A 22,322-nucleotide genomic window follows, 5' to 3' on the forward strand; every position below is an offset into this window, starting at 1 on the left:
GGGCCGCGGGCCTCAGTCGATACGACGCCGGTGCGCCCACCGCGTGAGCGCATTCCGGTTGGACTGCTGCGTCTTTCGCAGCACGTTCGAGGCGTGGGTCTCGACGGTCTTCACCGAGATCACCAGTTCCTCCGCGATCTCCCGGTAGGTGTAGCCGCGGGCGAGCAGTCGCAGCACCTCGAGTTCCCGCGGGGTGAGCGAGTCGAGTTCCGGATCCAGCGGCGGCTCCGGCACACTCGACCGTCCGGTGAACGAGTCCAGCACGAACCCCGCGAGCCGCGGACTGAACACCGCGTCGCCGCCGGCCACCCGTCGCACCCCGTCCGCGAGTTCGGCACCGGAGATCGTCTTGGTCACGTAGCCGCGGGCGCCGGCCCGAATGACCGCGATCACGTCCTCGGCGGCGTCGGACACGCTGAGCGCCAAGCACACCGGGCCCGAGTCGATCCCGTTCAGCACCGCGACACCACCACCGTCGGGCATGTGGACGTCGAGCAGCACCACCTGCGGGCGCAGCGCATTGATGCCGGCGATCGCCTCGGCGACGCCACCGGCCTCGCCGACGACCTCCATGTCGGACTCCCGGCCGAGTTCGGCACGCACCCCCGCCCGGAACACCGCATGGTCGTCCACGAGGAAGACACGAAACTTGTCGGGGGCAGGCGAAGGGGAGGCCGGGAACGTCACGGCCCCAGATTAGGACATCGCGTCGGGCTCTCCCGCGACCTCCTCCGGCGCCGAGTCGTCGGCGGTTGAGTCGTCGACTGGGCGCGGCATGTGGATCCGCACCTCGGTGCCCTTCCCCGGCGTCGACCGCACCTCGACGCGTCCACCACGACGCTCGATGCGGGCGCGGATCGACTTCGCCAGCCCCTGCCGGTCCTCGGGCACCGAGTCGGGGTCGAACCCGACGCCGCGGTCGCGCACGAAGATGCTCACCTGGTCACGTTCGGTCTCCGCGTACAGGTCGATGCTCGACACACCCGAGTGCTTGGCCGCGTTGACGAGGGATTCCCGGGTGGCGCCGAGCAGCGCGGTGAAGCACTCCCGCGACAGCCCCGAGCCCTCCTTGCCCTCGGTGGCGAGCGCGACGTCACCGACGGTGACGGGGCGCACGGTGACACCGTGCTGGTCCTCGACCTCGCCGGCGATCGTCTGCAGCGCCTCCGACAGGCTCGTGTGTGCCGTCTCCCCGCCGCCGAACAGCCACCGGCGCAGCTCGCGCTCCTGACCGCGCGCCAGCCGCGCCACCTCGTGGGGCGAGTCCGCCTGCTTCTGGATCAGCGCGAGTGTCTGGAGCACCGAGTCGTGCAGGTGCGACGCGATCTCCTCGCGTTCCTCGTTGCGGATGCGCGCGGCGCGCTCCTCGCCGAGTGCCCGCCACAGCTTGAGCCACAGCGGCACCGTGAGCAGACCCGCCCCGACGAGCGTCACGACCACGGCCAGCAGGGACGACCGCAGTGCGTCGATGTCGACCTGCGCGAGGATCACCACGCCGAGGCCGGTGACGATGAGCGTGACACCGCCGAGGACCCGCGCCCACGTGAGCACCGTCGGGCGGTGCGGCAGTCCGAGGACCGAGCGCGACCCGTCGGTGTCGAACTCGCGCCACACCAGTGCGGCGCCCACCGCGACCACGATGAACGGGGTGACGACCGATGCCGCCGTGCCGTCGATCAGCCAGCTCAGGCTCGCCGCGGCGGCCAGACCGATGACGGCGAGGCCCATGGCCCGACGCCGCTCGGCGGCACTCGGCCGCTCGGTGTCGGTACCGGGCGGCGTGAAGATCCAGAGCAGCCCGTAGGCCACGATGCCCGCGCCCGCCAGCGACGCGAGCAGCGTGAACGCGACCCGCACCTTGAACACGTCGACGCCCAGATGATCGGCGATCCCGCCGGCGACACCGCCCACGATCCGACCCCCGACCCGACGCTGCAGCTTCGGGTAGAGAGTTTCGTCCGCGGCGGGAGCGGGAACCGCCGACAGCGCGGGGGTCACCGCCGGGTTCGCCGGCTCGTTCGGATCGACCAGAGGGTGCACAGTCCGATCCTGGCACGGTTGGCTCGATGCGACATCAGGGCCCGACCCTGAGATAGACGGTCTCCGAGACTGCGGTTCAGGGAAAGATCAGGGTAGTTCCCGATGGTCCGACCGGCATCGTCCACGTCAGGATTGATGCATGACGACTGGGACCTTCTCGGATCAGCTTCACGACCTCTGGCGGACCCGCCCACTGAGGCTGCCGCAGCAGGGGCACATCGCCGGCGTCGCCGCCGGGATCGGCCACCGATACCGCGTCGACCCCATCCTGGTGCGGGTCGCGTTCGTGGTGTCGACGATCTTCGGCGGTGCGGGCATCATCCTGTACCTCGCCGGCTGGCTGCTGCTCAGCAAGCCCGGCGACCAGGTGTCGCCCGCCGAATCGTTGCTGGGCCGGGGCCGCAGCTCCCAGTCGGGCACCAAGACGGTGGTGCTCGTCGTGGCGCTCGCGATCGCCCTGAGCACGATCGGTCCGATCGGGTTCGGCATGGGCGGATCCGTCCTCCTGAGCTTCGCGCTGATGCTCGGCGGCCTGTGGCTGCTGTACCAGCGGGAGCCGGTTCCCCCGGCACTGCCGGCGAGCGTCACGCAGACCACGGCGGGCTATCCGGTCACGTCGTTCCAGACCGCCCCGGCGGCGGCGTACCCGCCACCCGCCTACAGCCCGTACACGCGATTGCCCGACCACTACGAACCCGAGCCTGCTCCCGCGGAGAAGTCGACCGGCGGCACCACCGACGCGGACACGGGCGCGAGCACGGACTCGACGTCCCCGACACCGCCGGCATGGGATCCGCTCGGCGTCGCACCGTTCGCGTGGGACCTACCGGAACCCGCCCGCACGGCGGAGCCGCCGGCCGAGCTGCCGCGCAAGCCCCGCAGCCGATTCACGTCGGTCGTCCTCGGGCTCGCCGTCCTGGCCGCGGCCGCCGCGGTAGCGGTGTCCGCCGCGGTCGGCTCGGAGTGGTTGTCCCCCGCCCGGATCGGCGCGATCTCCCTCGCGGTGATCGGCGTCGGGCTCGTCCTCGGCTCCTTCCTGCGCCGCGGGTACGGGCTGCTCGTGGTCACCTTCCCGCTCCTGGGGTTCGTCGTGCTGGCATCGATCGTCGGGCCGTTGAACTGGGACGAGTCCAAGGTCGGTGAACACGTGTGGACCCCGACGTCGCTGCCCGAACTCGCCCCCGTCTACGAGGGCACCGCCGGCGACTTCACGCTCGACCTCACGCACCTCGACCTGACCACGAATCGCGAGGTCCGGATCGACGGCAAGGTCGGCAACTACACGGTGATCGTGCCGGAGAACATGAACGTCAAGACCGACTGCTCGGTGACCGTCGGCGACAAGAATTGCATCGGCGACGGGTTCGTCGACGGCGGCGCGGACGGCACCGCCGGTCCGGTCCTGAACCTGAAGATCCACAACAAGGTCGGAGAAGTGAGGGTCTACCGTGGCTGAATTCGCTGACACCCCGGACACCGGCGCCGACGGCACCGACGAGCAGTCCACCGCCAAGGCGTCCCGCGGGCCCTCCGTGGGGCTGCTGCTCGCCGGCCTGGCCGCGCTGCTGGTCAGCGCGTGGGCCCTCGTCGGCCCCTTCTCCCTCGAACCGCTCGCGAACCTCGAGTTCCACTGGCTGTTCGTGATCATCGCCGTCGCGATCGGCGCGGCCCTGGTGTTCGCGCCGGGCCGGCGCCGCTGACCTCCCGGAACGACGAGGGCGCCCCGGCCGGATGGCCGAGGCGCCCTTCGTCATTCGGGGATCACTCCCACTCGATCGTTCCCGGCGGCTTGCTGGTGACGTCGAGCACGACGCGGTTGACGTCCGCGACCTCGTTCGTGATGCGGGTGGAGATGCGCTCGAGCACCTCGTAGGGCAGACGCGTCCAGTCGGCGGTCATCGCGTCCTCACTCGACACCGGGCGCAGCACGATCGGGTGACCGTAGGTGCGGCCGTCGCCCTGGACGCCGACGCTGCGGACGTCGGCCAGCAGCACGACGGGGCACTGCCAGATCTGGCCGTCCAGACCGGCGGCGGTGAGCTCCTCACGGGCGATCGAGTCCGCGTGACGCAGGATCTCGAGACGCTCCTGCGTGACCTCGCCGATGATGCGGATGCCCAGGCCCGGACCGGGGAACGGCTGACGTCCGACGATCTCCTCGGGCAGACCCAGCTCGCGGCCGACGGCGCGCACCTCGTCCTTGAACAGCAGACGCAGCGGCTCGACCAGCTTGAACTGCAGGTCCTCGGGCAGACCACCGACGTTGTGGTGGCTCTTGATGTTCGCGGTGCCGGTGCCGCCGCCGGATTCGACGACGTCCGGGTACAGCGTGCCCTGGACGAGGAAGTCGACGGTCTCGCCCTGCGCGGCGCTCTCGCCGAGCACCTCGGACACCGCGCCCTCGAAGGAGCGGATGAACTCGCGGCCGATGATCTTGCGCTTGGTCTCCGGGTCGGACACGCCGGCCAGCTCGCGCAGGAACGTCTCGGAGGCATCCACCGTGACGAGGCGGGCACCCGTTGCCGCGACGAAGTCCTTCTCCACCTGCTGGCGCTCGCCGGCACGCATCAGGCCGTGGTCGACGAACACGCAGGTGAGGCGGTCGCCGATCGCGCGCTGCACGAGCGCGGCGGCGACGGCGGAGTCGACGCCACCGGACAGACCGCAGATGGCCTTGCCGTCGCCGACCTGCTCGCGGACCTGCTCGATGAGCGAGTCGGCGATGTTCGCGGCCGTCCACGCACCCGGGATCTCGGCGATCTCGTGCAGGAAGCGGCTGAGCACCTGCTGACCGTGCGGCGAGTGCAGGACCTCGGGGTGGTACTGGACGCCGGCGAGCTTGCGGGCGCGGTCCTCGAACGCGGCGACCGGCGCACCGGCGCTGGACGCGGTGACCTCAAAGCCCTCGGGCGCGGCGGTGACGCCGTCACCGTGGCTCATCCACACCGGCTGGGTCGCCGGCAGGCCGTCGTGCAGGACGCCACCCGTGACGGTCATCTCGGTGCGGCCGTACTCGCGTCCACCGGTGTGCGCCACGGTTCCGCCGAGGGCGTTGGCCATCGCCTGGAAGCCGTAGCAGATACCGAAGACGGGAATACCCAGGTCGAACAGGGCGGCGTCGAGCTGCGGCGCACCCTCCTCGTAGACGCTGGACGGGCCACCCGACAGGACGACCGCGAGCGGCTTCTTCGCCGCGATCTCCTCGACGGTCGTGGTGTGCGGCACCACTTCCGAATACACCTTCGCCTCACGTACGCGGCGAGCGATCAGCTGCGCGTACTGGGCGCCGAAGTCGACGACGAGAACCGGCCTGTCCTGCTGGGTTTCTGACACCTCCACAGTCTAATATGCGCAGCTCCGACGCCTTCCCCGGCCTAGGCGACCCCGCTGTCCGCCCCGGCGTCCTTCGTCTGACCACCACGGATCTCGACGATCGGCAGGGTCAGGGCGGCGGGCGCACCCGCGGGGACCACCGGCTTGCTCGGCGCGACGGCCGCGACGCGCTGGTACGGCGCGCCCTGCGCGGGCCGGGTGTCCTGCTCCCCCTTGTTCGGCCAGAGGGACGCAGCCCGCTCGGCCTGCGCGCTGATCGTCAGCGACGGGTTCACGCCCAGGTTGGCCGACACCGCGGCACCGTCGACGACGCTGAGCGTCGGGTACCCGTACACGCGGTGGTAGGGGTCGATCACGCCGTGGTCGGCGTCGGCGCCGATCGTGCAGCCGCCGAGGAAGTGCGCGGTGAGCGGGATGTTGAACACCTCGCCCCACGTGCCCCCGGCGACGCCGTCGATCTTGTCGGCGATGCGGCGGGTCGCCTCGTTGCCGGCCGGGATCCACGTCGGATTCGGCTCGCCGTGCCCCTGCCTGCTGGTCACCTTGCGGCGGCCGAGGATCCCCCGCTTGGTGTACGTGGTGATCGAGTTGTCGAGGTTTTGCATGACGAGCGCGATGATCGTCCGCTCGCTCCAGTCCTTGACCGACAGCATCCGCAGCATCTGCACCGGATTGCGCGCGATCGTGCCGAGCAGCTTCACCCAGCGCGGGGTGCGACCGCCGCCGTCGGTCATGAGCGTCTGCAGCAGGCCCATGGCGTTGGAACCCTTGCCGTAGCGGACCGGCTCGATGTGGGTGTCGGACGTCGGGTGGAACGACGACGTGATCGCGACGCCGTGGGTGAGGTCCATCGCCGGATCGACCTTCATCTTCCCGGCACCGACGATCGACTCGGAGTTGGTGCGGGTGAGTTCGCCCAGCCGCTCCGACAGCTTGGGCAGCGTGCCGGTGTCCTTCATCTTGTGCAGCAGGTGCTGGGTGCCCCACGTGCCGGCCGCGACGACAACGTACTTCGCGGTGTAGGTCTTGTGGTTCTTGCGGACCTTCGCCCCGGTGCGGCGGGTCACGACGTCCCACGTGCCGTCCGACGCCTCGTGCAGCGACTCGACGGTCGTCATCGGGACGATCGTGGCACCGGCCTTCTCGGCGAGGCCGAGGTAGTTCTTGATCAGCGTGTTCTTGGCGCCGTGCCGGCAGCCGGTCATGCACTCGCCGCACTCGATGCAGCCGGTGCGGGCGGGACCGGCGCCGCCGAAGTACGGGTCCGAGACGGTCTTGCCGGGCTCGCCGAAGAACACCCCGACCGGGGTCTGGATGAACGTGTCGCCCACGCCCATGTCCTCGGCAACCGACTTGATGACCTCGTCGGCGGGCGTCATGTGCGGGTTCTGCACGACTCCGAGCATCTTGCGCGCCTGCTCGTAGTGCGGCGTGAGTTCGGCGTCCCAGTCGGTGATGTCGCGCCACTGCGGGTCCTGGAAGAACGACGACGGCGGCTTGTACAGGGTGTTGGCGTAGTTGAGCGAGCCGCCGCCGACGCCCGCTCCCGCGAGGATCAGGACGTCGCGCAGCAGGTGCACGCGCTGGATGCCGTAGCACCCCAGGGCCGGCGCCCACAGGAAGCGCTTGAGATCCCAGCTGGTCTTGGCGAAGTCCGAGTCGGCGTAGCGCCGCCCCGCCTCGAGCACACCGACCTTGTAGCCCTTCTCCACCAGCCGGAGCGCGGTGACGCTGCCGCCGAATCCGGAGCCGACGATGAGCACGTCGTAGTCGGTCGCGCGCTGCTTACCCATGGGATACCTCCACCGGAGAACCAGATTTGTTACTCGCCAGTATGCACCGCCTACCTGTGACTCGAGCCACAAGGGTGCCCTAACTGTAACCACCGGTCGCACGAACGGTGGCGGTTCCCTGAAACGCCTGTGGCCGAATGTCACACCGGTTCAGTCGGACTGAACGGATGTGACATTCGGCCACAGGGACGAAGGGGTCCGGCGGGGATCAGGCCCGGACGCTCAGACCGACCTTCTGGAACTCCTTGAGGTCGGAGTAACCCGACTTCGCCATCGAGCGACGCAGGCCGCCGACGAAGTTGAGCGAACCGTACGGATCGTCCGACGGCCCGTTGAGCACCTGCGCCAGGCTCGGACGCTCCCCGTACGAGACGGGCAGCAGCGAGCCGCGCGGCATCGACGGGTGCGCGGCCGCCGACGGCCAGAACCAGCCGCCGCCCGGAGCCTCCTGCGCGACCGCGAGGGGCGCACCGAGGACCGCCGCGTCGGCACCGCACGCGATGGCCTTCGCGAAGTCGCCCGACGTCGTGATGTCGCCGTCGGCGATGACGTGCACGTACCGGCCGCCGGTCTCGTCGAGGTAGTCCCGGCGGGCCGCGGCGGCGTCCGCGATCGCGGTCGCCATCGGCACGCCGATGCCCAGCACCTCGTTGGTGGTGGTGGCACCCTCGGTGGAGCCGTAACCGACGATCACGCCGGCCGCACCGGTCCGCATCAGGTGCAGCGCGGTGCGGTGGTCGCTCACGCCGCCCGCGATGACCGGGACGTCCAGCTCGGAGATGAACGTCTTGAGGTTCAGCGGCTCGCTCTCGCCGTGCGCCACGTGCTCGGCCGAGATGATCGTGCCGTGGACGACCAGCAGGTCGATGCCGGCCTTGACCAGCTCCGGAGTGAGCGCGCGGGCATTCTGCGGGCTGACCCGGACGGCGGTCGTGACGCCGGCGTCACGGACCTGCGCGACGGCGGCGGCCAGCAGACCCGGCTGCAGCGGCGCGGCGTGCAATTCCTGCAGGCGCGCCACGGCGGCGTCCGGATCGACCTCCTTCTCGGCCAACTCCGCGAGTTCGGCGAGCTTGGCCTCGACGTCGGGATGCCGACCCCACAGGCCCTCACCGTTGATCACACCGAGGCCGCCGGCCTTGCCGAGCTCGATCGCGAACGACGGCGACACCAGCGCGTCGGTCGGATGAGCCAGCACCGGGATGTCGAAGCGGTACGCATCGATCTGCCAGGCCGTCGACACCTCCTTGGAGGAGCGGGTCCGGCGAGAGGGAACGATGTTGATGTCGTCCAACTCGTAGGTGCGTCGGGCAGTCCTGCCCATGCCGATTTCGACGAGGTCGCGCACGCGCGCCCCTTTCTCGATTGTGTTGTGTGGTGCTTAGCGGGCTGCGTAGTTGGGCGCTTCGACCGTCATCGTGATGTCGTGCGGGTGGCTCTCCTTGAGGCCCGCCGCGGTGATCTGGACGAACTGCGCCTGCTGCAGCTGCTCGATGCTGGCGGATCCGGTGTAGCCCATGGCCGCGCGGAGACCGCCGGTGAGCTGGTGGATCACCTGCGACAGCGGACCCCGGAACGGGACCCGACCCTCGATGCCCTCCGGGACGAGCTTGTCCTCGGCGAGGACGTCGTCCTGGAAGTAGCGGTCCTTGGAGTACGACTTGCCCTGGCCGCGGCCCTGCATCGCGCCGAGCGAGCCCATGCCGCGGTAGCTCTTGAACTGCTTGCCGCCGACCAGGATGAGTTCGCCGGGCGACTCGGCGGTGCCCGCGAGGAGCGAGCCGAGCATCGCGGTGGACGCGCCGGCGGCGAGCGCCTTGGCGACGTCACCCGAGAACTGGAGTCCACCGTCAGCGATGACCGGGACACCGTGAGCGGCGGCGGCCGCAGTTGCTTCCAGGATGGCGGTGATCTGCGGGGCGCCGACACCCGCGATGACACGCGTGGTGCAGATGGAGCCGGGGCCGACACCGACCTTGACGGCGTCCGCACCGGCCTCGACCAGCGCCAGCGCGCCGGACCGGGTCGCGACGTTGCCGCCGATGAGCTGGACGCGGTCGCCGATCTCGCCCTTGAGTTTGGTGATCATCTCGAGCACGCCACGGGAGTGGCCGTGCGCGCTGTCGACGACGAGGACGTCGACACCCGCGTCCGCGAGCGCCATGGCGCGGGTCCAGGCCTCGTCTCCGACACCGACTGCGGCGCCGACCAGCAGGCGGCCGTCGCGGTCCTTGGTGGCGTTCGGATGCTGCTCGGTCTTGACGAAGTCCTTGACCGTGATCAAGCCGGTGAGCTTGCCGTGGCCGTCGACGATCGGCAGCTTCTCGATCTTGTGGCGACGCAGCAGGCCGAGCGCGACCTCGGCGGTGACACCCTCACGCGCGGTGATCAGCGGCGCCTTGGTCATCACCTCCGCGACCTGACGGTTCTGGTCGACCTCGAACCGCATGTCGCGGTTGGTGATGATGCCGACGAGCTGCCCGGCGTCGTCCGTGACCGGCAGACCCGAGATGCGGAAGCGCGCACACATCGCGTCGACCTCGGCGAGGGTGTTCGTCGGCTTGCACGTCACCGGGTCGGTGACCATGCCGGCCTCGGACCGCTTGACGGTCTCGACCCACCCGGCCTGCGCCTCGATGGACGAGTTGCGGTGCAGGACACCCATGCCGCCGGCGCGCGCCATGGCGATGGCCATACGAGCCTCGGTGACGGTGTCCATCGCGGAGCTGACGAGCGGGACGTTGAGACGGATGTCGCGGGTCAGCTGGGTCGAGGTGTCGACCTGGTTGGGAACGACGTCCGATGCCGCCGGCAGCAGCAGCACGTCGTCGAAGGTGAGACCCAGCATCGCAACCTTGTTCGGGTCGTCTCCCCCGGTGTGCACGTGCCCTGCGGAACTACTCATGCGGCTCGGGCCCTCCATGAAGCGTCGATCGAGTAAAGGAAGTAGCGGCGGGCGGCGCGACCGTGAGGCGGTGGCGTCCACCCGTCCCGAGACCATGGTATCGGCTCGCCCGAACAGGCACACGAGCGCTCCCGGCGACTCACCGGGCGCTATCAGCTAGCGCAGACCGGGCTGACCTGCGTACCGTGGTCTTGTGCGCGATCAACTGCCTCCCGGTCTCCCGCCGGACCCCTTCGCCGGCGACCCCGCCGACCCGTCCGCCGCGCTCGATGCGATCGAGCCGGGACAGCCGCTGGATCCCCACGAGCGCCTCGCCGTGGAGGAGGACCTCGCCGACCTCGCCGTCTACGAGGCGCTGCTCGGCCACCGCGGAATCCGCGGGCTGGTCGTGTGCTGCGAGGACTGCCAGCAGGACCACTACCACGACTGGGACATGCTGCGCGCGAACCTGCTCCAGCTCCTGGTCGACGGCACGGTCCGCCCGCACGAGCCGGCATACGACCCGTCGCCCGACGCGTACGTGACGTGGGACTACTGCCGCGGGTACGCGGACGCCTCGATGAACGACGCGCTGCACGGCGACAGCTTCGACCTCTGAGACAGACCGCACACACGAACAACGACCACGGCCCGGCAAGGAAACTTGCCGGGCCGTGGTCGTTTCGTACGGTCTCGAGTGCGGGCGGGGTCAGCCGGTCGGCGACGGCGTCGTACCGCCGACCGATCCGCTCGTCGCTTTTGTGGTCGACGTCGCAGGAGGCGTCGTCGTCGTGGTGGTCGGCGACGGCGTCGCCGACGAGGACGAGGCGGGGGGTTGCGCCGCGGTCGATGTCGCGGATGCGGACGTCTCGGGCGCGGTGGGCGTTCCGGGGACGCTCGACGACTCCGGGGCGGACGTCGCACCCGGTCCCGTCATCATCATCGTCGAGTCCGGCACGGACGAGGACTGCTCGCCGGCTGACGACGCGGGCTGCTCCTCCACCGGCGTGGTGGGCGGCGGGGGTGGCGGCGGCACCGTCTTCTCGAGTTGCGTCAGGAGCCGATCCCGCCACCCGTTCAACTCGTCACGGGTGCTCGCCTCGTTGACGTCGCCCGTGCGGGCAGCGGCGGAGTCGAGCTTGGCCTTGGCACCGGCCGTGTCGCCCGATGCGATCAGCCGCTCGGCCTCCTCGAGGTTGGAGGTCGTGTCGATCTTCGCGACGGTCGAGGCCGCACGCTCGGTGAAGACGACCTGTTTGACGCCCCACAGCGGATCGCCGGGTTCGGCGTTGTAGGAGAAGATCGTCATCCCGCCCATGGCGATCGCGACGACCGCCGCCGCGGCCGCGATGGGACGAAGCAACCGGAGTTGGCTGCGGCCCGATCGGGTGCGCGTCGAGAGGGATCCCTGAGCCTCGAGTTCGCGGTGGACGCGCTCGACGATGTCGTCGAGGTCCGGCTCGGCGGGCATCGGCTGCGCGAGGATCTCGGTCCGCCAGTTCGAGAGTAGAGCCGCGACCTGGTATTCCTCGGGACTGTCGGTCGCGACGGGATCGCCGCCGGCGATCGCGTCGATCAGCGCGTCGTCGCGGCGCACCGCCGAGACGTCGACCGGATTGCCGTTCCCGGCGAGATCAGCGTAGGGATCGCTCGGCTCGCCATTGTGTCCCCTAGCCATGTCTCTCACCTGCTCTCGTCACTTCTTTCTTCAACTTCGCGATGGCTCGGTGCTGAGCCACGCGCACTGCACCGGCGGTACTTCCGACCGCCGCCGCCGTCTCCTCGGCGGACAGACCGACGACGAGCCGGAGAACCAGGATCTCGCGGTGCTTCTCGGGAAGCGTTTCCAGCAGCGCGTTCACCTGTCGGCTCGTCTCCGAACTCAGTGCCCGGTCTTCGGGACCGTCTTCGGAGGAAACGACATCTGGTACTTCAGCAACTGGATCGGATTTGTTACGCGCCGCGTTTCGGTGCGCATCTGCAACCTTGTGCGCGGCGATGCCGTAGACGAACGCCATGAACGGACGACCCTGATCCTGGTAGCGCGGCAGCGCTGTCATGACGGCCAGGCACACCTCCTGCGCGACGTCGTCAGGGGACAGGTTCCCCCGCTCCGCGGCTCCGACCCGAGCCCGGCAGTACCGCACCACAAGTGGGCGGATTGTCTGCAAGACCTGGGACAGAGCACTCCGGTCGCCCTGTGCCGCAGCGGCGACGGCGGAGTTCAACTCCTCACCCGTGTTAGACATCGTCTGAGCGAATCCTGGCGTTACAGTGGCACGTCCCCCCAGCCGGGTGTGCTTCCACCTCGCGGCGGAACGTCTGTAAGAGTAACGACAGAGTCCGACCGGTCCGTGCATCGTTCGAATATCCGGCCCTCAATTCGCGAAGCTCCCGCCCCGGTGGACGATCGCAGCTGCGCATTCGTCCCGGACGGCTCGTGCGGCCGCACTCGGGCGCACGCCGTCGATGAGCATCGCGGCCGCCCACCGCAGCGGCAGGAGCCCGTGCGCGCGGCTGTCGGCCTCCACCCGCTCGGCGGTCGCGAGCGCCAGGTCCGGTTCGGGCCGGCCGGTGGCGGCGGCCGCGAACAGTAGCGCCGACTTGATGCGGTGCCGCACGGACGGGCCGTCGGCGGACCGGTCCACGGCGGCCTGCGCATGCGTCGTCGCGGTCTCGAAGTCGCCCGATGCGAGTGCGATCTCGGCGGTCACCCAGTGCAGTCGCACTCGCTGACGCCACAGCCCGTCCACGTCGCCGACCTCCCCGACCTCCCCGAGGTACGCGCCGCAGCGATCGAGCAGCCGATGCCCCAGCGCCAGCCGACCGCATCCGAGCGCGTCCGCCGCGAGTCCGGTCAGCGCGTCGCATCGCGCTTCGTGCCGGAGCGGGTCCTCCCCCGGGTCACCCTCCCGGGTCACCCCGACCAACGCCAGCGCGGCGCCATCGTACTCGGACGCCAGGGCGTGGCCACCCAGTTGCCGCAGCAGCGACGCCTGCGTGCTGGCCGCGAGAGATGCGACCGCCGGCGATGTGGCCGACCGCCGCACCACCTCCAGCTCGGCGCGAGCCTGGGCGTAGCGCCCTTGGCCGCCGAGCGCCACGGCACGCAGCCAGCGTCCGACGGAATCGGGCGGTGCGGGCAGCGGGTTTCGCCCGGGGTCCGGGCCGAACGCAACGTCACGAAGCATCCGAAGATCATCCCACCGATGCACCCGACATCCCGAAACCGATATGGGGCCACCGGCCGCGAAATGCGACCCGCATTTTCCAACTGGACGACCTGTTAAATTTCCGAATCGTGCCGCGACGCGGAGCCCACTCGATTTGCTTCAATTTTGAAGAATATGTGGCCGGCGGGTTAACGGGAATCGCCGAGCAATACTCCCGGGTAACAAAATCGGACATCTCTTTCGGACGATCGTCCAGGTAGGGCACAGCGCTACCAGCACCGACGGCATCGGCCCGCGTACCCGCCACGCAATCACACCTGCTCATCGTTGTAAATGACCAGCTCGTTAATTCTTCGCTTGCCGGATATGTAAATCGCCACTGGACGAAAGTGTTGACGTGATTTCGTACACCCCTTTACGGTTGCCTGTGCGTGACCGATTTTCATTGGTCCCGTCATCCACGGGGGGTGGCGGGCCGCTCGCAGCTTCATCGCGAGCCTGCTGACAGAGGAGTTCTGATGCCTGTTCCTAATCACCTTCCCGGCCCGAATGCCGACATCTGGGACTGGCAGATGCGCGGGCTGTGCCGTGGCGTCGATTCCTCCGTGTTCTTCCACCCGGACGGCGAACGAGGCCGTGCTCGGGCACAGCGGGAGAGCCGCGCCAAGGAGATGTGCCGGCGGTGCCCGGTACTGACCCAGTGCCGCAACCATGCCCTGGCGGTCTCCGAGCCGTACGGGATCTGGGGAGGGATGTCGGAATCCGAGCGGGAGATGCTGACCAGGCAGTCTCGCCGCCGGATCGCTTGAGGGGATCGCGTCGTCACCGGTAGGTGACGGGCACACGAAAACGCGAAGGTCCCCGGACGAATTCGTCCGGGGACCTTCGCGTTTCGGCGAGTGCCGAGGAGATCAGTGGGCGTGGCCGTGGCCGGTGTCCGCTGCTTCCTCGGTGGGCTTCTCGACGACGGCACTCTCGGTGGTGAGCACCATCCGTGCGACGGAGGCCGCGTTGACGACCGCCGAGCGGGTCACCTTGACCGGGTCCACGACACCGTCGGCGAGCAGGTCGCCGTAGGTGAGGGTCGCGGCGTTGAAACCGTGGCCCTTGGGCGCCTCGGCGACCTTGCTGACCACGACGGCACCGTCGAGGCCGGCGTTGGTGGCGATCCAGTACAGCGGAGCCTCGAGCGCGCTGCGGACGACCTCGACGCCGGTCGCCTCGTCGCCCGAGAGCGACGCCGCGAGATCGGTGAGGACCTGGCCGGCCTGCACGATGGCGGAACCGCCGCCGGGGACGATGCCCTCCTCGACCGCAGCCTTGGCGGCGTTGACCGCGTCCTCGACGCGGAACTTGCGCTCCTTGAGGTCGGTCTCGGTGGCCGCGCCGACCTTGATGACGGCGACGCCGCCGGCCAGCTTCGCGAGGCGCTCCTCGAGCTTCTCGCGATCCCAGTCGGAGTCGGTGTTCTCGATCTCGCGCTTGAGCTGTCCGACGCGGGCCTCGATGTCGGCCTCGGTGCCGGCACCGTCGACGATGGTGGTCTCGTCCTTGGTGACGACGACACGACGCGCCGTGCCCAGCAGGTCCAGGCCCGCCTCCTTGAGCGTGATGCCCATGTCGGAGGTGATCACGGTGCCCGCGGTGACGACGGCCAGGTCCTCGAGGAACGCCTTGCGGCGGTCACCGAAGAACGGGGCCTTGACGGCAACGGCCTTGAGCGTCTTGCGGATCGAGTTCACGACGAGGGTCGACAGGGACTCGCCCTCGATGTCCTCGGCGATGATCAGGACCGGCTTGCCGGACTCGGCGATCTTCTCGAGCAGCGGCAGGAACTCGGGCAGCGAGCTGATCTTCTCGCGGTACAGCAGGATCAGCGCGTCCTCGAGGACGGCCTGCTGCGCGTCGATGTCGGTGATGAAGTAGGGCGACAGGAAGCCCTTGTCGAACTGGACGCCCTCGGTGACGACGAGTTCGGTGTGCAGGGTCGAGGACTCCTCGACCGTGACGACACCGTCCACACCGACGCGGGTCATGGCCTCGCCGACCATCTCGCCGATCTCCTCGTCGCGCGACGAGACGGTGGCGACCTGGGCGATGGCGTTCTTGCCCTCGACCGGGGTGGCGGCCGCGAGCAGAGCCTCGGACACGGCGTCCGCGGCCTTGCCGATGCCGACGCCGAGGCCGATCGGATTCGCGCCTGCGGCAACGTTCTTCAGGCCGGCCTTGACCAGGGCCTGCGCGAGCACGGTGGCGGTGGTGGTGCCGTCGCCCGCGACGTCGTTGGTCTTGGTGGCGACGCTCTTGACGAGCTGCGCGCCGAGGTTCTCGAACGGATCCTCGAGCTCGATCTCGCGGGCGATGCTCACACCGTCGTTGGTGACGGTGGGGCCACCGAATGCCTTGGCGAGCACGACGTGCCGGCCGCGCGGGCCGATGGTGACCTTGACGGCGTCGGCGAGCTGGTCGACGCCGCGCTCGAGCGCGCGCCGGGCCTTCTCGTTGAATTCAATTTGCTTGGACATTGATTCAGCTTCTCCTGGATTTCAGGGCTTCGGCCGGAACGCACTCCGCCCCGGGTCCGATGAGGAACTCCGGGGCGGGAGGCGTGAGGCTTACTTGGCGACGACAGCCAGGACGTCGCGAGCCGACAGGATCAGGTACTCCTGGCCGGCGTACTTGATCTCGGTTCCGCCGTACTTGCTGTAGATGACGGTGTCGCCTTCCTGGACGTCCAGCGGGATGCGCTTCTCGCCATCCTCGTCCCAGCGGCCGGGGCCAACGGCGACGACGGTGCCCTCCTGGGGCTTCTCCTTCGCCGTGTCGGGGATGACCAGGCCGGAGGCAGTCGTCGTCTCGGCCTCGTTGGCCTGGACGAGGATCTTGTCCTCGAGCGGCTTGATGTTCACGCTCGCCACGATGAGCCCTCCACTTTCAGGGGTTCGTTGGGCCCGAGGCTGTTCCTCGGACCACGATCAGTTCAGTCACCACGGTGACTCCTCACGGGTCCCGTCGTCGCGGGTGCCGGGACTCGCTCAGCGTCGACTAGCACTCTATACATGAGAGTGCCAGCACTCAAGGGCGGCGTGCGCCGGAGCCCCGCGCCGGAACACGAAAGTGGCGCCGGAGGATTGCTCCGACGCCACTTCCCGGGATCCTCAGTACTGCGACGGCATCTCCAGCACGGCCATCGTGCAGCGCGAGACGCACACCAGCTTGCCCTCGTCGTTCACGATCCTGATCTCCCAGACGTGCGTCCGACGCCCGAGCGCCAGCGGCGTCGCCTCGCCGTAGACCCACCCCGAGCTCACGGGGCGCACATGGTTGGCGTTGATCTCCATGCCGACGCAATGGAACCTTGTGCGGTCCACCGCGAAGATCGAGGCCCAGCTCGCGAGCGTCTCGGCGAACGCGACCGACGCTCCGCCGTGCAGCACCCCCGCGGGCTGCTTGGTCCGCTCGTCGACCGGCATCCGGCCCTTCATCGAGTCCTCGGTCATCTCGGTCAGTTCGATGCCGAGGTTCCGGTTGAGGGTGTCGACGCCCTTCTCGTTGGCGATCTCGACGGTGGGATCGCCGATCCAGATGCTCATGAGACCTTCACCACGACCTTTCCGTTGACGTCACCGTCGATCATGGCCTGGAATCCGGCGTGAATGTCCTGCAACGGGATCACGCGGTCGATCTTCGGCCGCAGGCCGGTCGCCTCCATCATCCGCAGCATCGACACGAGCTCGGCGCGGGTGCAGCCGGTGGAGCCCAGGATGCGCTGCTGCAGGTAGAAGATCCGGGTCAGGTCCGCCGGCGGGTTGGAGCCGGACGTCGCGCCGGCGATGACGATGGTGCCGCCGGGACGCAGCGAACGCATCGAGTGCGCCCACGTCGCCTCGCCGACGGTCTCGATGACGACGTCGACCTTCTCGGGCAGCCGCGCGCCGGCCTCGATCGCGGCGTGTGCACCGAGTTCGAGCGCGGTGGCACGCTTCTCGGCGCTGCGGCTCGCGGCGTACACCTTGGCGCCCGCGGCGGCGGCCAGGCTGATCGCGGCGGTCGCGACACCGCCGCCGGCGCCCTGCACCAGCACCCGGTCGCCCGCCTTGATCTGCGCCTGGGTGAACAGCATCCGGTAGGCGGTGGTCCACGCGACCGGCAGGCAGGCGGCCTCGTCGAACGAGAGCCACTCCGGCTTGGGGATCAGGTTGCGCTTCGGCACCACCAGGTACTCGGCGAAGGCACCGTCGTGCTGCTCCGACAGGAGAGCGCGCCCCGGGTCCAGCGTCTCGTCGCCCATGCCCCCGTCTGCGTCGGCGATCACCGGGTAGACGATCACCTCGTTGCCGTCCTCGTCGACGCCGGCGGCATCGCAGCCGAGGATCATCGGAATCCGGTCGGCCGGGTGACCGACGCCGCGCAGCGTCCACACGTCGTGCATGTTGAGGGCGGACGAACGCACTGCGACCTTGGCCCAGCCGTCCGGAACGACCGGGTCGGGGACCTCGCGGAGCTCGAGTCCGCTCAGCGGATCGTCTGCGTTCTGGGCGACGGCGACGGCTGCGAGCATGGGGTTCTCCTGTGCGGTCGGACACAGCCACCGGGTGCAGCGGCCGTGAAATACGTGTTCGGATAGCCATGTTCGGCGCGGCGCCCCATCGCGCGCGAGGGCGCGTTCCGTACCTCGGCACGACCGCTGGCCCCGGAACTCGAGGTGGCGTTCTCCTGTACGCATGCCAACTGACACCACGGGCGCGCTGCACACGGCGGTACCTTCCCTCGCCGCGCAGCTGGCCGAGGCGGAGCGCACTCGGCAGCCGGTCGCGCAACCCACCTCGTCGTATCCCGACCTGACGGTTGCCGACGCCTACGAGATCCAGCGCCGCAACATCGCGCAGCGGATCGAGGCCGGCGAGCGGATCGTGGGTCGCAAGATCGGACTCACCTCGCTCGCGATGCAGCAGCAGCTCGGTGTCGACCAGCCGGACTTCGGTGCGATCCTCGACACGATGGTGATCGCCCACGAGGGCGAGCAGGCCGCGGACGACCTGGTCGCGCCGCGCGCCGAGGCGGAGTTCACGTTCCGGCTCAGCCGCGACCTGGTTCCCGGCGACGCCCCGTTCACGTTCGAGCAGGTCCGGGACGCGATCGGCGAGGTGATGCTGAGCCTCGAACTCATCGACAGCCGGATCGCCGACTGGAAGATCGGCCTGATCGACACCGTCGCGGACAACGCGTCCAGCGCGCGGCTGGTGGCGGGACCGAGCGTGCCCGCCACCCGGGAACTCCTCGACGCCCTTCCGGAGATGATCCTCACGCTCACCCGCGACGGCGACGACGTCGCCGCGGGCCCCGGCTCGGCGGTACTCGATCATCCGCTCAATGCCATTGTCTGGTTGGCCAATTCGCTCGCCGAGTACGGCGATCATCTGCGCGCCGGGGACCTCGTCCTGGCCGGCGCGGTGCACGCCGCGGTTCCGCTGGCCGCCGGCTCCACATTCGGTGTCAGTTCGCCGGGCCTGCCCGACGTCACCGTCCGCATCGTCTAGATCAAGGGAGACGACACATGTGTACCTCCGACGGAGGCAGCCCGACCACGGGCTCGATCAAGAGGCCGTCCGCCCTCACCAGGTTCGTCGACGTGTCGACGATGGTGGACAGCGACAACGGCTACGTCGATCGCGCGGTCTTCACCGACCAGTCGATCTACCAGCAGGAGTTGCGTCGCATCTTCGCGCCGAGCTGGCTGTTCCTGGGGCACACGTCGCAGATCTCCAAGCCCGGCGAGTTCCTCACCACCTACATGGGTGAGGACCCGGTCATCGTCTCGATGGGCAAGGACCGCAAGATTCGGGCGTTCCTCAACTCGTGCCGCCACCGCGGAGCACGGGTGTGCCGCGCCGACTTCGGCGCCACCAAGAACTTCACGTGCACCTACCACGGCTGGAGTTTCGACACCGCCGGTCAGCTGGTGAGCGTCCCGAACGAGGCCGGCTACCCGGAGTCCTTCGACAAGAAGGACTGGGGCCTGGTCGAGGTCGCCCAGCTCGACACCTACCACGGGCTGATCTTCGCGACGTGGAACCCCGCTGCGCCCCCGCTGAAGGAAGCGCTCGGCGGGATGACCTACTACATGGACGCGATGCTCGACCGCGACCCCGAGGGCACGGTCGCCGTCGGCGGCATCCACAAGTGGGTGCTCGACGGCAACTGGAAGCTGGCGGCCGAGCAGTTCGCCACCGACTGGTACCACGTCAACATGTCGCACGCGTCGGCGCTGATGGTGCTCTCCCCCACCGGCCGCGGACCGAAGACGGAAATCGCCAACACCCCCGGCCGCCAGTTCAGCGACCCGCTGGGGCACGGCGCCGGGTTCCCCACGCACCCGCGCAGCCGCTTCGATGCGCAGCCGGTGCACGAGTACTACGACTACGACGCGCTGCGCGAGCGCCTCGGCGACGAGCGCGTCGAGGGCCCGCTGACCACCGGTCACGCGACTGTCTTCCCCAACTTCTCGTACCTGCCCGTCAACGGCAGCATCCGCGTCTGGCACCCCAAGGGACCGGACAAGATGGAGGTCTGGGCGTGGACCATCGTCGACAAGTCGATGCCCGAGGACGTGCGTGAGGCGCAGCGTCTCTACAACCTGCGCACCTTCGGTCCCAGCGGCATCTTCGAGCAGGACGACGGAGAGAACTGGAGCGAGTGCCAGTCCATCGCAGGCGGTTTCATCACCAACGGTGTGCCGCTGAACTACCAGATGGGCCTGGGCTCCGAGCGCGAGGACGGCGTCTACCCCGGCAAGACCAGCGAGCTGTACAGCGACGCTGCCGGACGCGGTTTCTACCGGCGCTGGGCTGAACTGATGAACACACCGGCATGGCACGAAAAGGGCGCGAAGTGAGCGAGACCATCACCAAGATCAAGGTCGGCGCGGTCGGCGACATCGAGGACGGCGAGGCGCTGGTCGTCGACGCCGAGCAGACGGGCACGGGCGAGCCCATCGCGGTCTTCCACGACGAGGGCGAGTACTTCGCACTCAACGACCGCTGCAGCCACGGCGAGGCGTCCCTCGCGGACGGCTGGATCGAGGGCGGCCAGGTGGAGTGCCCGCTGCACTCGGGCAAGTTCTGCCTGCGCACCGGTTCCGTGCTCTCCATGCCCGCCACCGAGGACGTCGCGGCCCACAAGGTCGAGGTCGACGGCGACGAGATCTGGCTGTACCCCGGCCAGGCCGCCGCCGCGGAGTGACGCGTCCATGAGCACACTCGAGCGCACCCCTGAGCGCATCGTCGTCGTCGGTGGCGGGCTGGCCGGCGTCAGCGCCGCCGGCGAACTGCGTAACCGCGGCTTCGACGGTGAGATCACGCTGGTCGACGGCGGGCCCGCGCCGTACGACCGTCCGCCGCTGTCCAAGGCGTTCATGTTCGGCACCGCCGACGAGTCGGATCTCGCCCTGGCCAAGCCGGATTGGTATGTCACGCAGCGGATCACGCTGTGCACCGGAGCCCCGGTGACGGCACTGAAGCCGGACGAGGGCGTGGTCGAACTCGCGGACGGCACCCGGCTGGACGCGGACGTGACGATCCTGACCACCGGAGCCGGCGCCCGACCCCTGCCGGTGCCCGGCGGCGACCTGCCGCAGGTGCACCTGCTCCGCACGATCGACGACGCCCGCGCCCTCAAGGCCCGGCTCGTCCCCGGTGCACGCCTCGTCGTGATCGGCGCCGGCCTGATCGGCGCCGAAACTGCTTCGGCGGCATTGCAGCTCGGCGCCCAGGTCACGCTGGTCGACCCGACCGATCCGCCGATCGTTCCCGCGGTCGGCCCGGAGATGGCGCGCTACCTGCACGACCAGCACGCCGAGCACGGCATCGCGGTGCACACCGCGGGTGTCACCGAGATCCGGGAAACCGGCGACTCGGTGACCGTCGTGCTCACCACCGGTGAGGAACTTGCCGCCGACGCGGTGCTCGTGGGAATCGGGTCGATCCCCTCGACCGAACTCGCCGAGTCCGCGGGCCTCGACGTCGACGGCGGTGTGCTCGTCGACGAGAACTTCCGCACGAGCCACCCGGCGGTGTTCGCCGCCGGCGACGTCGCTCGCCGCCGCGAGTCCGACGGCACGCTGCACCGGCGCGAAGAGCATTGGGAAGCAGCACAACTGAACGGACGTGCGGTTGCCGCCCGCGTCCTGGGGCAGGAACCCGAGCCCGAGTGCGCGGGTTGGTTCTGGTCCGACCGACACGGCATCCACGTGCAGGGCGTCGGATCGATGACCGCCGAGGGCGAGACCGTGATCCGGCCGCACCCCGACGACGCCGCCCGCCCGCAGATGGTGTTCCGAGTCCGGGGCAACACCCTGGTCGGAGCCGCGTTCATCGACGGCGGTCCCGCAGTGCGGGCCGCGCGCATCATCATCGACCGCGCACTTCCGGTGGATCCGACCGCTCTGGCCGATCCGTCCGTCAATCTGCGCAAGCTCGCCAAAGGATGACTCGACTCATGGCAACCGACACCACCGCGGCCGCCCAGCGGCAGGCCGCTGACGCCGACACCCACTTCCGGGTTCAGCAGTTCTACTTCCACGAGGCCGAACTGCTCGACGACGGCCGCTTCACCGACTGGCTCGACCTGCTCGCGGAGGACCTGCACTACTGGGCCCCGACCCGCAGCAACCGTCTGCGCCGCCAGCAGTCGCTCGCGGTCGCCGCGCGCGGCGAGGCCGCCTTCTTCGACGAGACCCGGGCGAGCCTGGCGTGGCGCATCCGCCGCTTCGACTCGGGCATGGCGTGGGCGGAGGATCCGCCGTCGCGCACCCGGCACCTGGTGAGCAACGTCATCGTCCGACACACCGGCGAGGACGAGCGCGAGATCGGGCAGTGGTACGCGCGTTCGAACTTCATCGTCTACCGCAACCGGCTCGAGCGCGAGGTCGACATCTACTCCGGCGGCCGCGAGGACATCCTCCGCGAGACCGAGAACGGCCTGGTGGTCGCCCGCCGCACGATCCTGCTCGACCAGAACGTGCTGCTGGCCAAGAACATCAGCACCTTCTTCTGATTCTCGTTCCCCCTCGGACGACAAGCGACGATCCTCCCCCAGACA

General features: G+C 69.3%; 22 protein-coding genes. 9 read left to right on the forward strand and 13 right to left on the reverse strand.

Translation table 11 applies throughout. The features are described from left to right. Positions 1 to 12 precede the first annotated feature (12 nt). Complete coding sequence (locus EGT67_RS03610; RefSeq protein WP_127914630.1) at positions 13 to 687, reverse strand: response regulator; 675 nt, start codon at positions 685 to 687, stop codon at positions 13 to 15. A gap of 9 nt (positions 688 to 696) precedes the next feature. After that, complete coding sequence (locus EGT67_RS03615; protein WP_241565882.1) at positions 697 to 1,998, reverse strand: ATP-binding protein; 1,302 nt, start codon at positions 1,996 to 1,998, stop codon at positions 697 to 699. A gap of 181 nt (positions 1,999 to 2,179) precedes the next feature. Here EGT67_RS03615 and EGT67_RS03620 point away from each other — a divergent pair, with 181 nt between their 5' ends. Continuing rightward, entirely contained in the window at positions 2,180 to 3,496 is a 1,317-nt protein-coding gene (locus tag EGT67_RS03620; RefSeq protein ID WP_127914631.1) for a PspC domain-containing protein, read from the forward strand. After that, entirely contained in the window at positions 3,489 to 3,740 is a 252-nt protein-coding gene (locus EGT67_RS03625; RefSeq protein WP_127914632.1) for a hypothetical protein, read from the forward strand. Before EGT67_RS03620 ends, EGT67_RS03625 begins: the two co-directional genes overlap by 8 nt. Positions 3,741 to 3,801: 61 nt before the next feature. On the opposite strand, the gene guaA is transcribed toward EGT67_RS03625, so the two are convergent. The 4 genes from guaA to guaB form a co-directional block, all read right to left on the reverse strand. Beyond that, positions 3,802 to 5,373: a glutamine-hydrolyzing GMP synthase gene (gene guaA / locus EGT67_RS03630; protein WP_127914633.1), complete on the reverse strand. Its 1,572-nt coding sequence runs from the start codon at positions 5,371 to 5,373 to the stop codon at positions 3,802 to 3,804. Between the two features lie 41 nt (positions 5,374 to 5,414). After that, positions 5,415 to 7,166 carry an FAD-dependent oxidoreductase gene (locus EGT67_RS03635; protein ID WP_127914634.1) on the reverse strand — a complete coding sequence of 584 codons (1,752 nt, stop codon included), beginning with the start codon at positions 7,164 to 7,166 and terminating at the stop codon, positions 5,415 to 5,417. 208 nt (positions 7,167 to 7,374) lie between these two features. Beyond that, positions 7,375 to 8,514 carry a GuaB3 family IMP dehydrogenase-related protein gene (locus EGT67_RS03640; protein ID WP_127914635.1) on the reverse strand — a complete coding sequence of 380 codons (1,140 nt, stop codon included), beginning with the start codon at positions 8,512 to 8,514 and terminating at the stop codon, positions 7,375 to 7,377. Positions 8,515 to 8,547: 33 nt separating this feature from the next. Next, positions 8,548 to 10,071 carry an IMP dehydrogenase gene (gene guaB / locus EGT67_RS03645; protein WP_127914636.1) on the reverse strand — a complete coding sequence of 508 codons (1,524 nt, stop codon included), beginning with the start codon at positions 10,069 to 10,071 and terminating at the stop codon, positions 8,548 to 8,550. 193 nt (positions 10,072 to 10,264) lie between these two features. On the opposite strand from guaB, the gene EGT67_RS03650 reads away from it, so the two are divergent. Continuing rightward, complete coding sequence (locus tag EGT67_RS03650) at positions 10,265 to 10,669, forward strand: DUF5319 domain-containing protein (RefSeq protein ID WP_127914637.1); 405 nt, start codon at positions 10,265 to 10,267, stop codon at positions 10,667 to 10,669. Positions 10,670 to 10,759: 90 nt separating this feature from the next. On the opposite strand, the gene EGT67_RS03655 is transcribed toward EGT67_RS03650, so the two are convergent. The 3 genes from EGT67_RS03655 to EGT67_RS03665 all read right to left on the reverse strand — a co-directional run bounded on the left by EGT67_RS03655 (position 10,760) and on the right by EGT67_RS03665 (position 13,241). Beyond that, positions 10,760 to 11,728, reverse strand: a complete 969-nt coding sequence (locus EGT67_RS03655; RefSeq protein WP_127914638.1) for an anti-sigma-D factor RsdA — start codon at positions 11,726 to 11,728, stop codon at positions 10,760 to 10,762. Continuing rightward, positions 11,721 to 12,299 (reverse strand): sigma-70 family RNA polymerase sigma factor, encoded by a 579-nt coding sequence (locus tag EGT67_RS03660; protein ID WP_127914639.1) that lies wholly within the window; start codon positions 12,297 to 12,299, stop codon positions 11,721 to 11,723. The genes EGT67_RS03655 and EGT67_RS03660 overlap by 8 nt, the downstream gene beginning before the upstream one ends. 129 nt (positions 12,300 to 12,428) lie before the next feature. Beyond that, entirely contained in the window at positions 12,429 to 13,241 is an 813-nt protein-coding gene (locus EGT67_RS03665) for a hypothetical protein (protein WP_127914640.1), read from the reverse strand. A 500-nt stretch (positions 13,242 to 13,741) separates the two neighbouring features. On the opposite strand from EGT67_RS03665, the gene EGT67_RS03670 reads away from it, so the two are divergent. After that, positions 13,742 to 14,032, forward strand: a complete 291-nt coding sequence (locus tag EGT67_RS03670) for a WhiB family transcriptional regulator (RefSeq protein ID WP_127914641.1) — start codon at positions 13,742 to 13,744, stop codon at positions 14,030 to 14,032. 102 nt (positions 14,033 to 14,134) lie between these two features. On the opposite strand, the gene groL is transcribed toward EGT67_RS03670, so the two are convergent. From groL to EGT67_RS03690, 4 genes are all read right to left on the reverse strand, one after another. Then, positions 14,135 to 15,748: a chaperonin GroEL gene (gene groL / locus EGT67_RS03675; protein WP_127914642.1), complete on the reverse strand. Its 1,614-nt coding sequence runs from the start codon at positions 15,746 to 15,748 to the stop codon at positions 14,135 to 14,137. A 90-nt stretch (positions 15,749 to 15,838) separates the two neighbouring features. Beyond that, positions 15,839 to 16,141 carry a co-chaperone GroES gene (gene groES, locus EGT67_RS03680; protein ID WP_005518479.1) on the reverse strand — a complete coding sequence of 101 codons (303 nt, stop codon included), beginning with the start codon at positions 16,139 to 16,141 and terminating at the stop codon, positions 15,839 to 15,841. A gap of 240 nt (positions 16,142 to 16,381) precedes the next feature. Next, a complete protein-coding gene (locus tag EGT67_RS03685; protein WP_127914643.1) occupies positions 16,382 to 16,816 on the reverse strand; it encodes a hotdog fold thioesterase in 435 nt (144 codons plus the stop codon). Further along, the gene (locus EGT67_RS03690; RefSeq protein ID WP_127914644.1) at positions 16,813 to 17,784 is read right to left on the reverse strand and encodes a zinc-binding dehydrogenase; all 972 of its coding nucleotides are present in this window, start codon (positions 17,782 to 17,784) and stop codon (positions 16,813 to 16,815) included. Before EGT67_RS03690 ends, EGT67_RS03685 begins: the two co-directional genes overlap by 4 nt. 163 nt (positions 17,785 to 17,947) lie before the next feature. On the opposite strand from EGT67_RS03690, the gene EGT67_RS03695 reads away from it, so the two are divergent. Genes EGT67_RS03695 through EGT67_RS03715 form a run of 5 tightly spaced genes read left to right on the forward strand, consistent with a single transcriptional unit; the run spans position 17,948 to position 22,277 of the window. Continuing rightward, positions 17,948 to 18,763, forward strand: a complete 816-nt coding sequence (locus EGT67_RS03695; protein WP_127914645.1) for a 2-keto-4-pentenoate hydratase — start codon at positions 17,948 to 17,950, stop codon at positions 18,761 to 18,763. 17 nt (positions 18,764 to 18,780) lie between these two features. Then, entirely contained in the window at positions 18,781 to 20,118 is a 1,338-nt protein-coding gene (locus EGT67_RS03700) for an aromatic ring-hydroxylating dioxygenase subunit alpha (RefSeq protein WP_127914646.1), read from the forward strand. Beyond that, positions 20,115 to 20,465: a bifunctional 3-phenylpropionate/cinnamic acid dioxygenase ferredoxin subunit gene (locus EGT67_RS03705; RefSeq protein ID WP_127914647.1), complete on the forward strand. Its 351-nt coding sequence runs from the start codon at positions 20,115 to 20,117 to the stop codon at positions 20,463 to 20,465. Before EGT67_RS03700 ends, EGT67_RS03705 begins: the two co-directional genes overlap by 4 nt. Before the next feature lie 7 nt (positions 20,466 to 20,472). Continuing rightward, complete coding sequence (locus EGT67_RS03710) at positions 20,473 to 21,711, forward strand: NAD(P)/FAD-dependent oxidoreductase (RefSeq protein WP_127914648.1); 1,239 nt, start codon at positions 20,473 to 20,475, stop codon at positions 21,709 to 21,711. A gap of 8 nt (positions 21,712 to 21,719) precedes the next feature. Then, positions 21,720 to 22,277 (forward strand): aromatic-ring-hydroxylating dioxygenase subunit beta, encoded by a 558-nt coding sequence (locus EGT67_RS03715; RefSeq protein ID WP_127914649.1) that lies wholly within the window; start codon positions 21,720 to 21,722, stop codon positions 22,275 to 22,277. Positions 22,278 to 22,322: the final 45 nt, after the last annotated feature.

The sequence above is a fragment of the Prescottella agglutinans genome, from assembly GCF_004011865.1.
GTDB lineage: Bacteria > Actinomycetota > Actinomycetes > Mycobacteriales > Mycobacteriaceae > Prescottella > Prescottella agglutinans.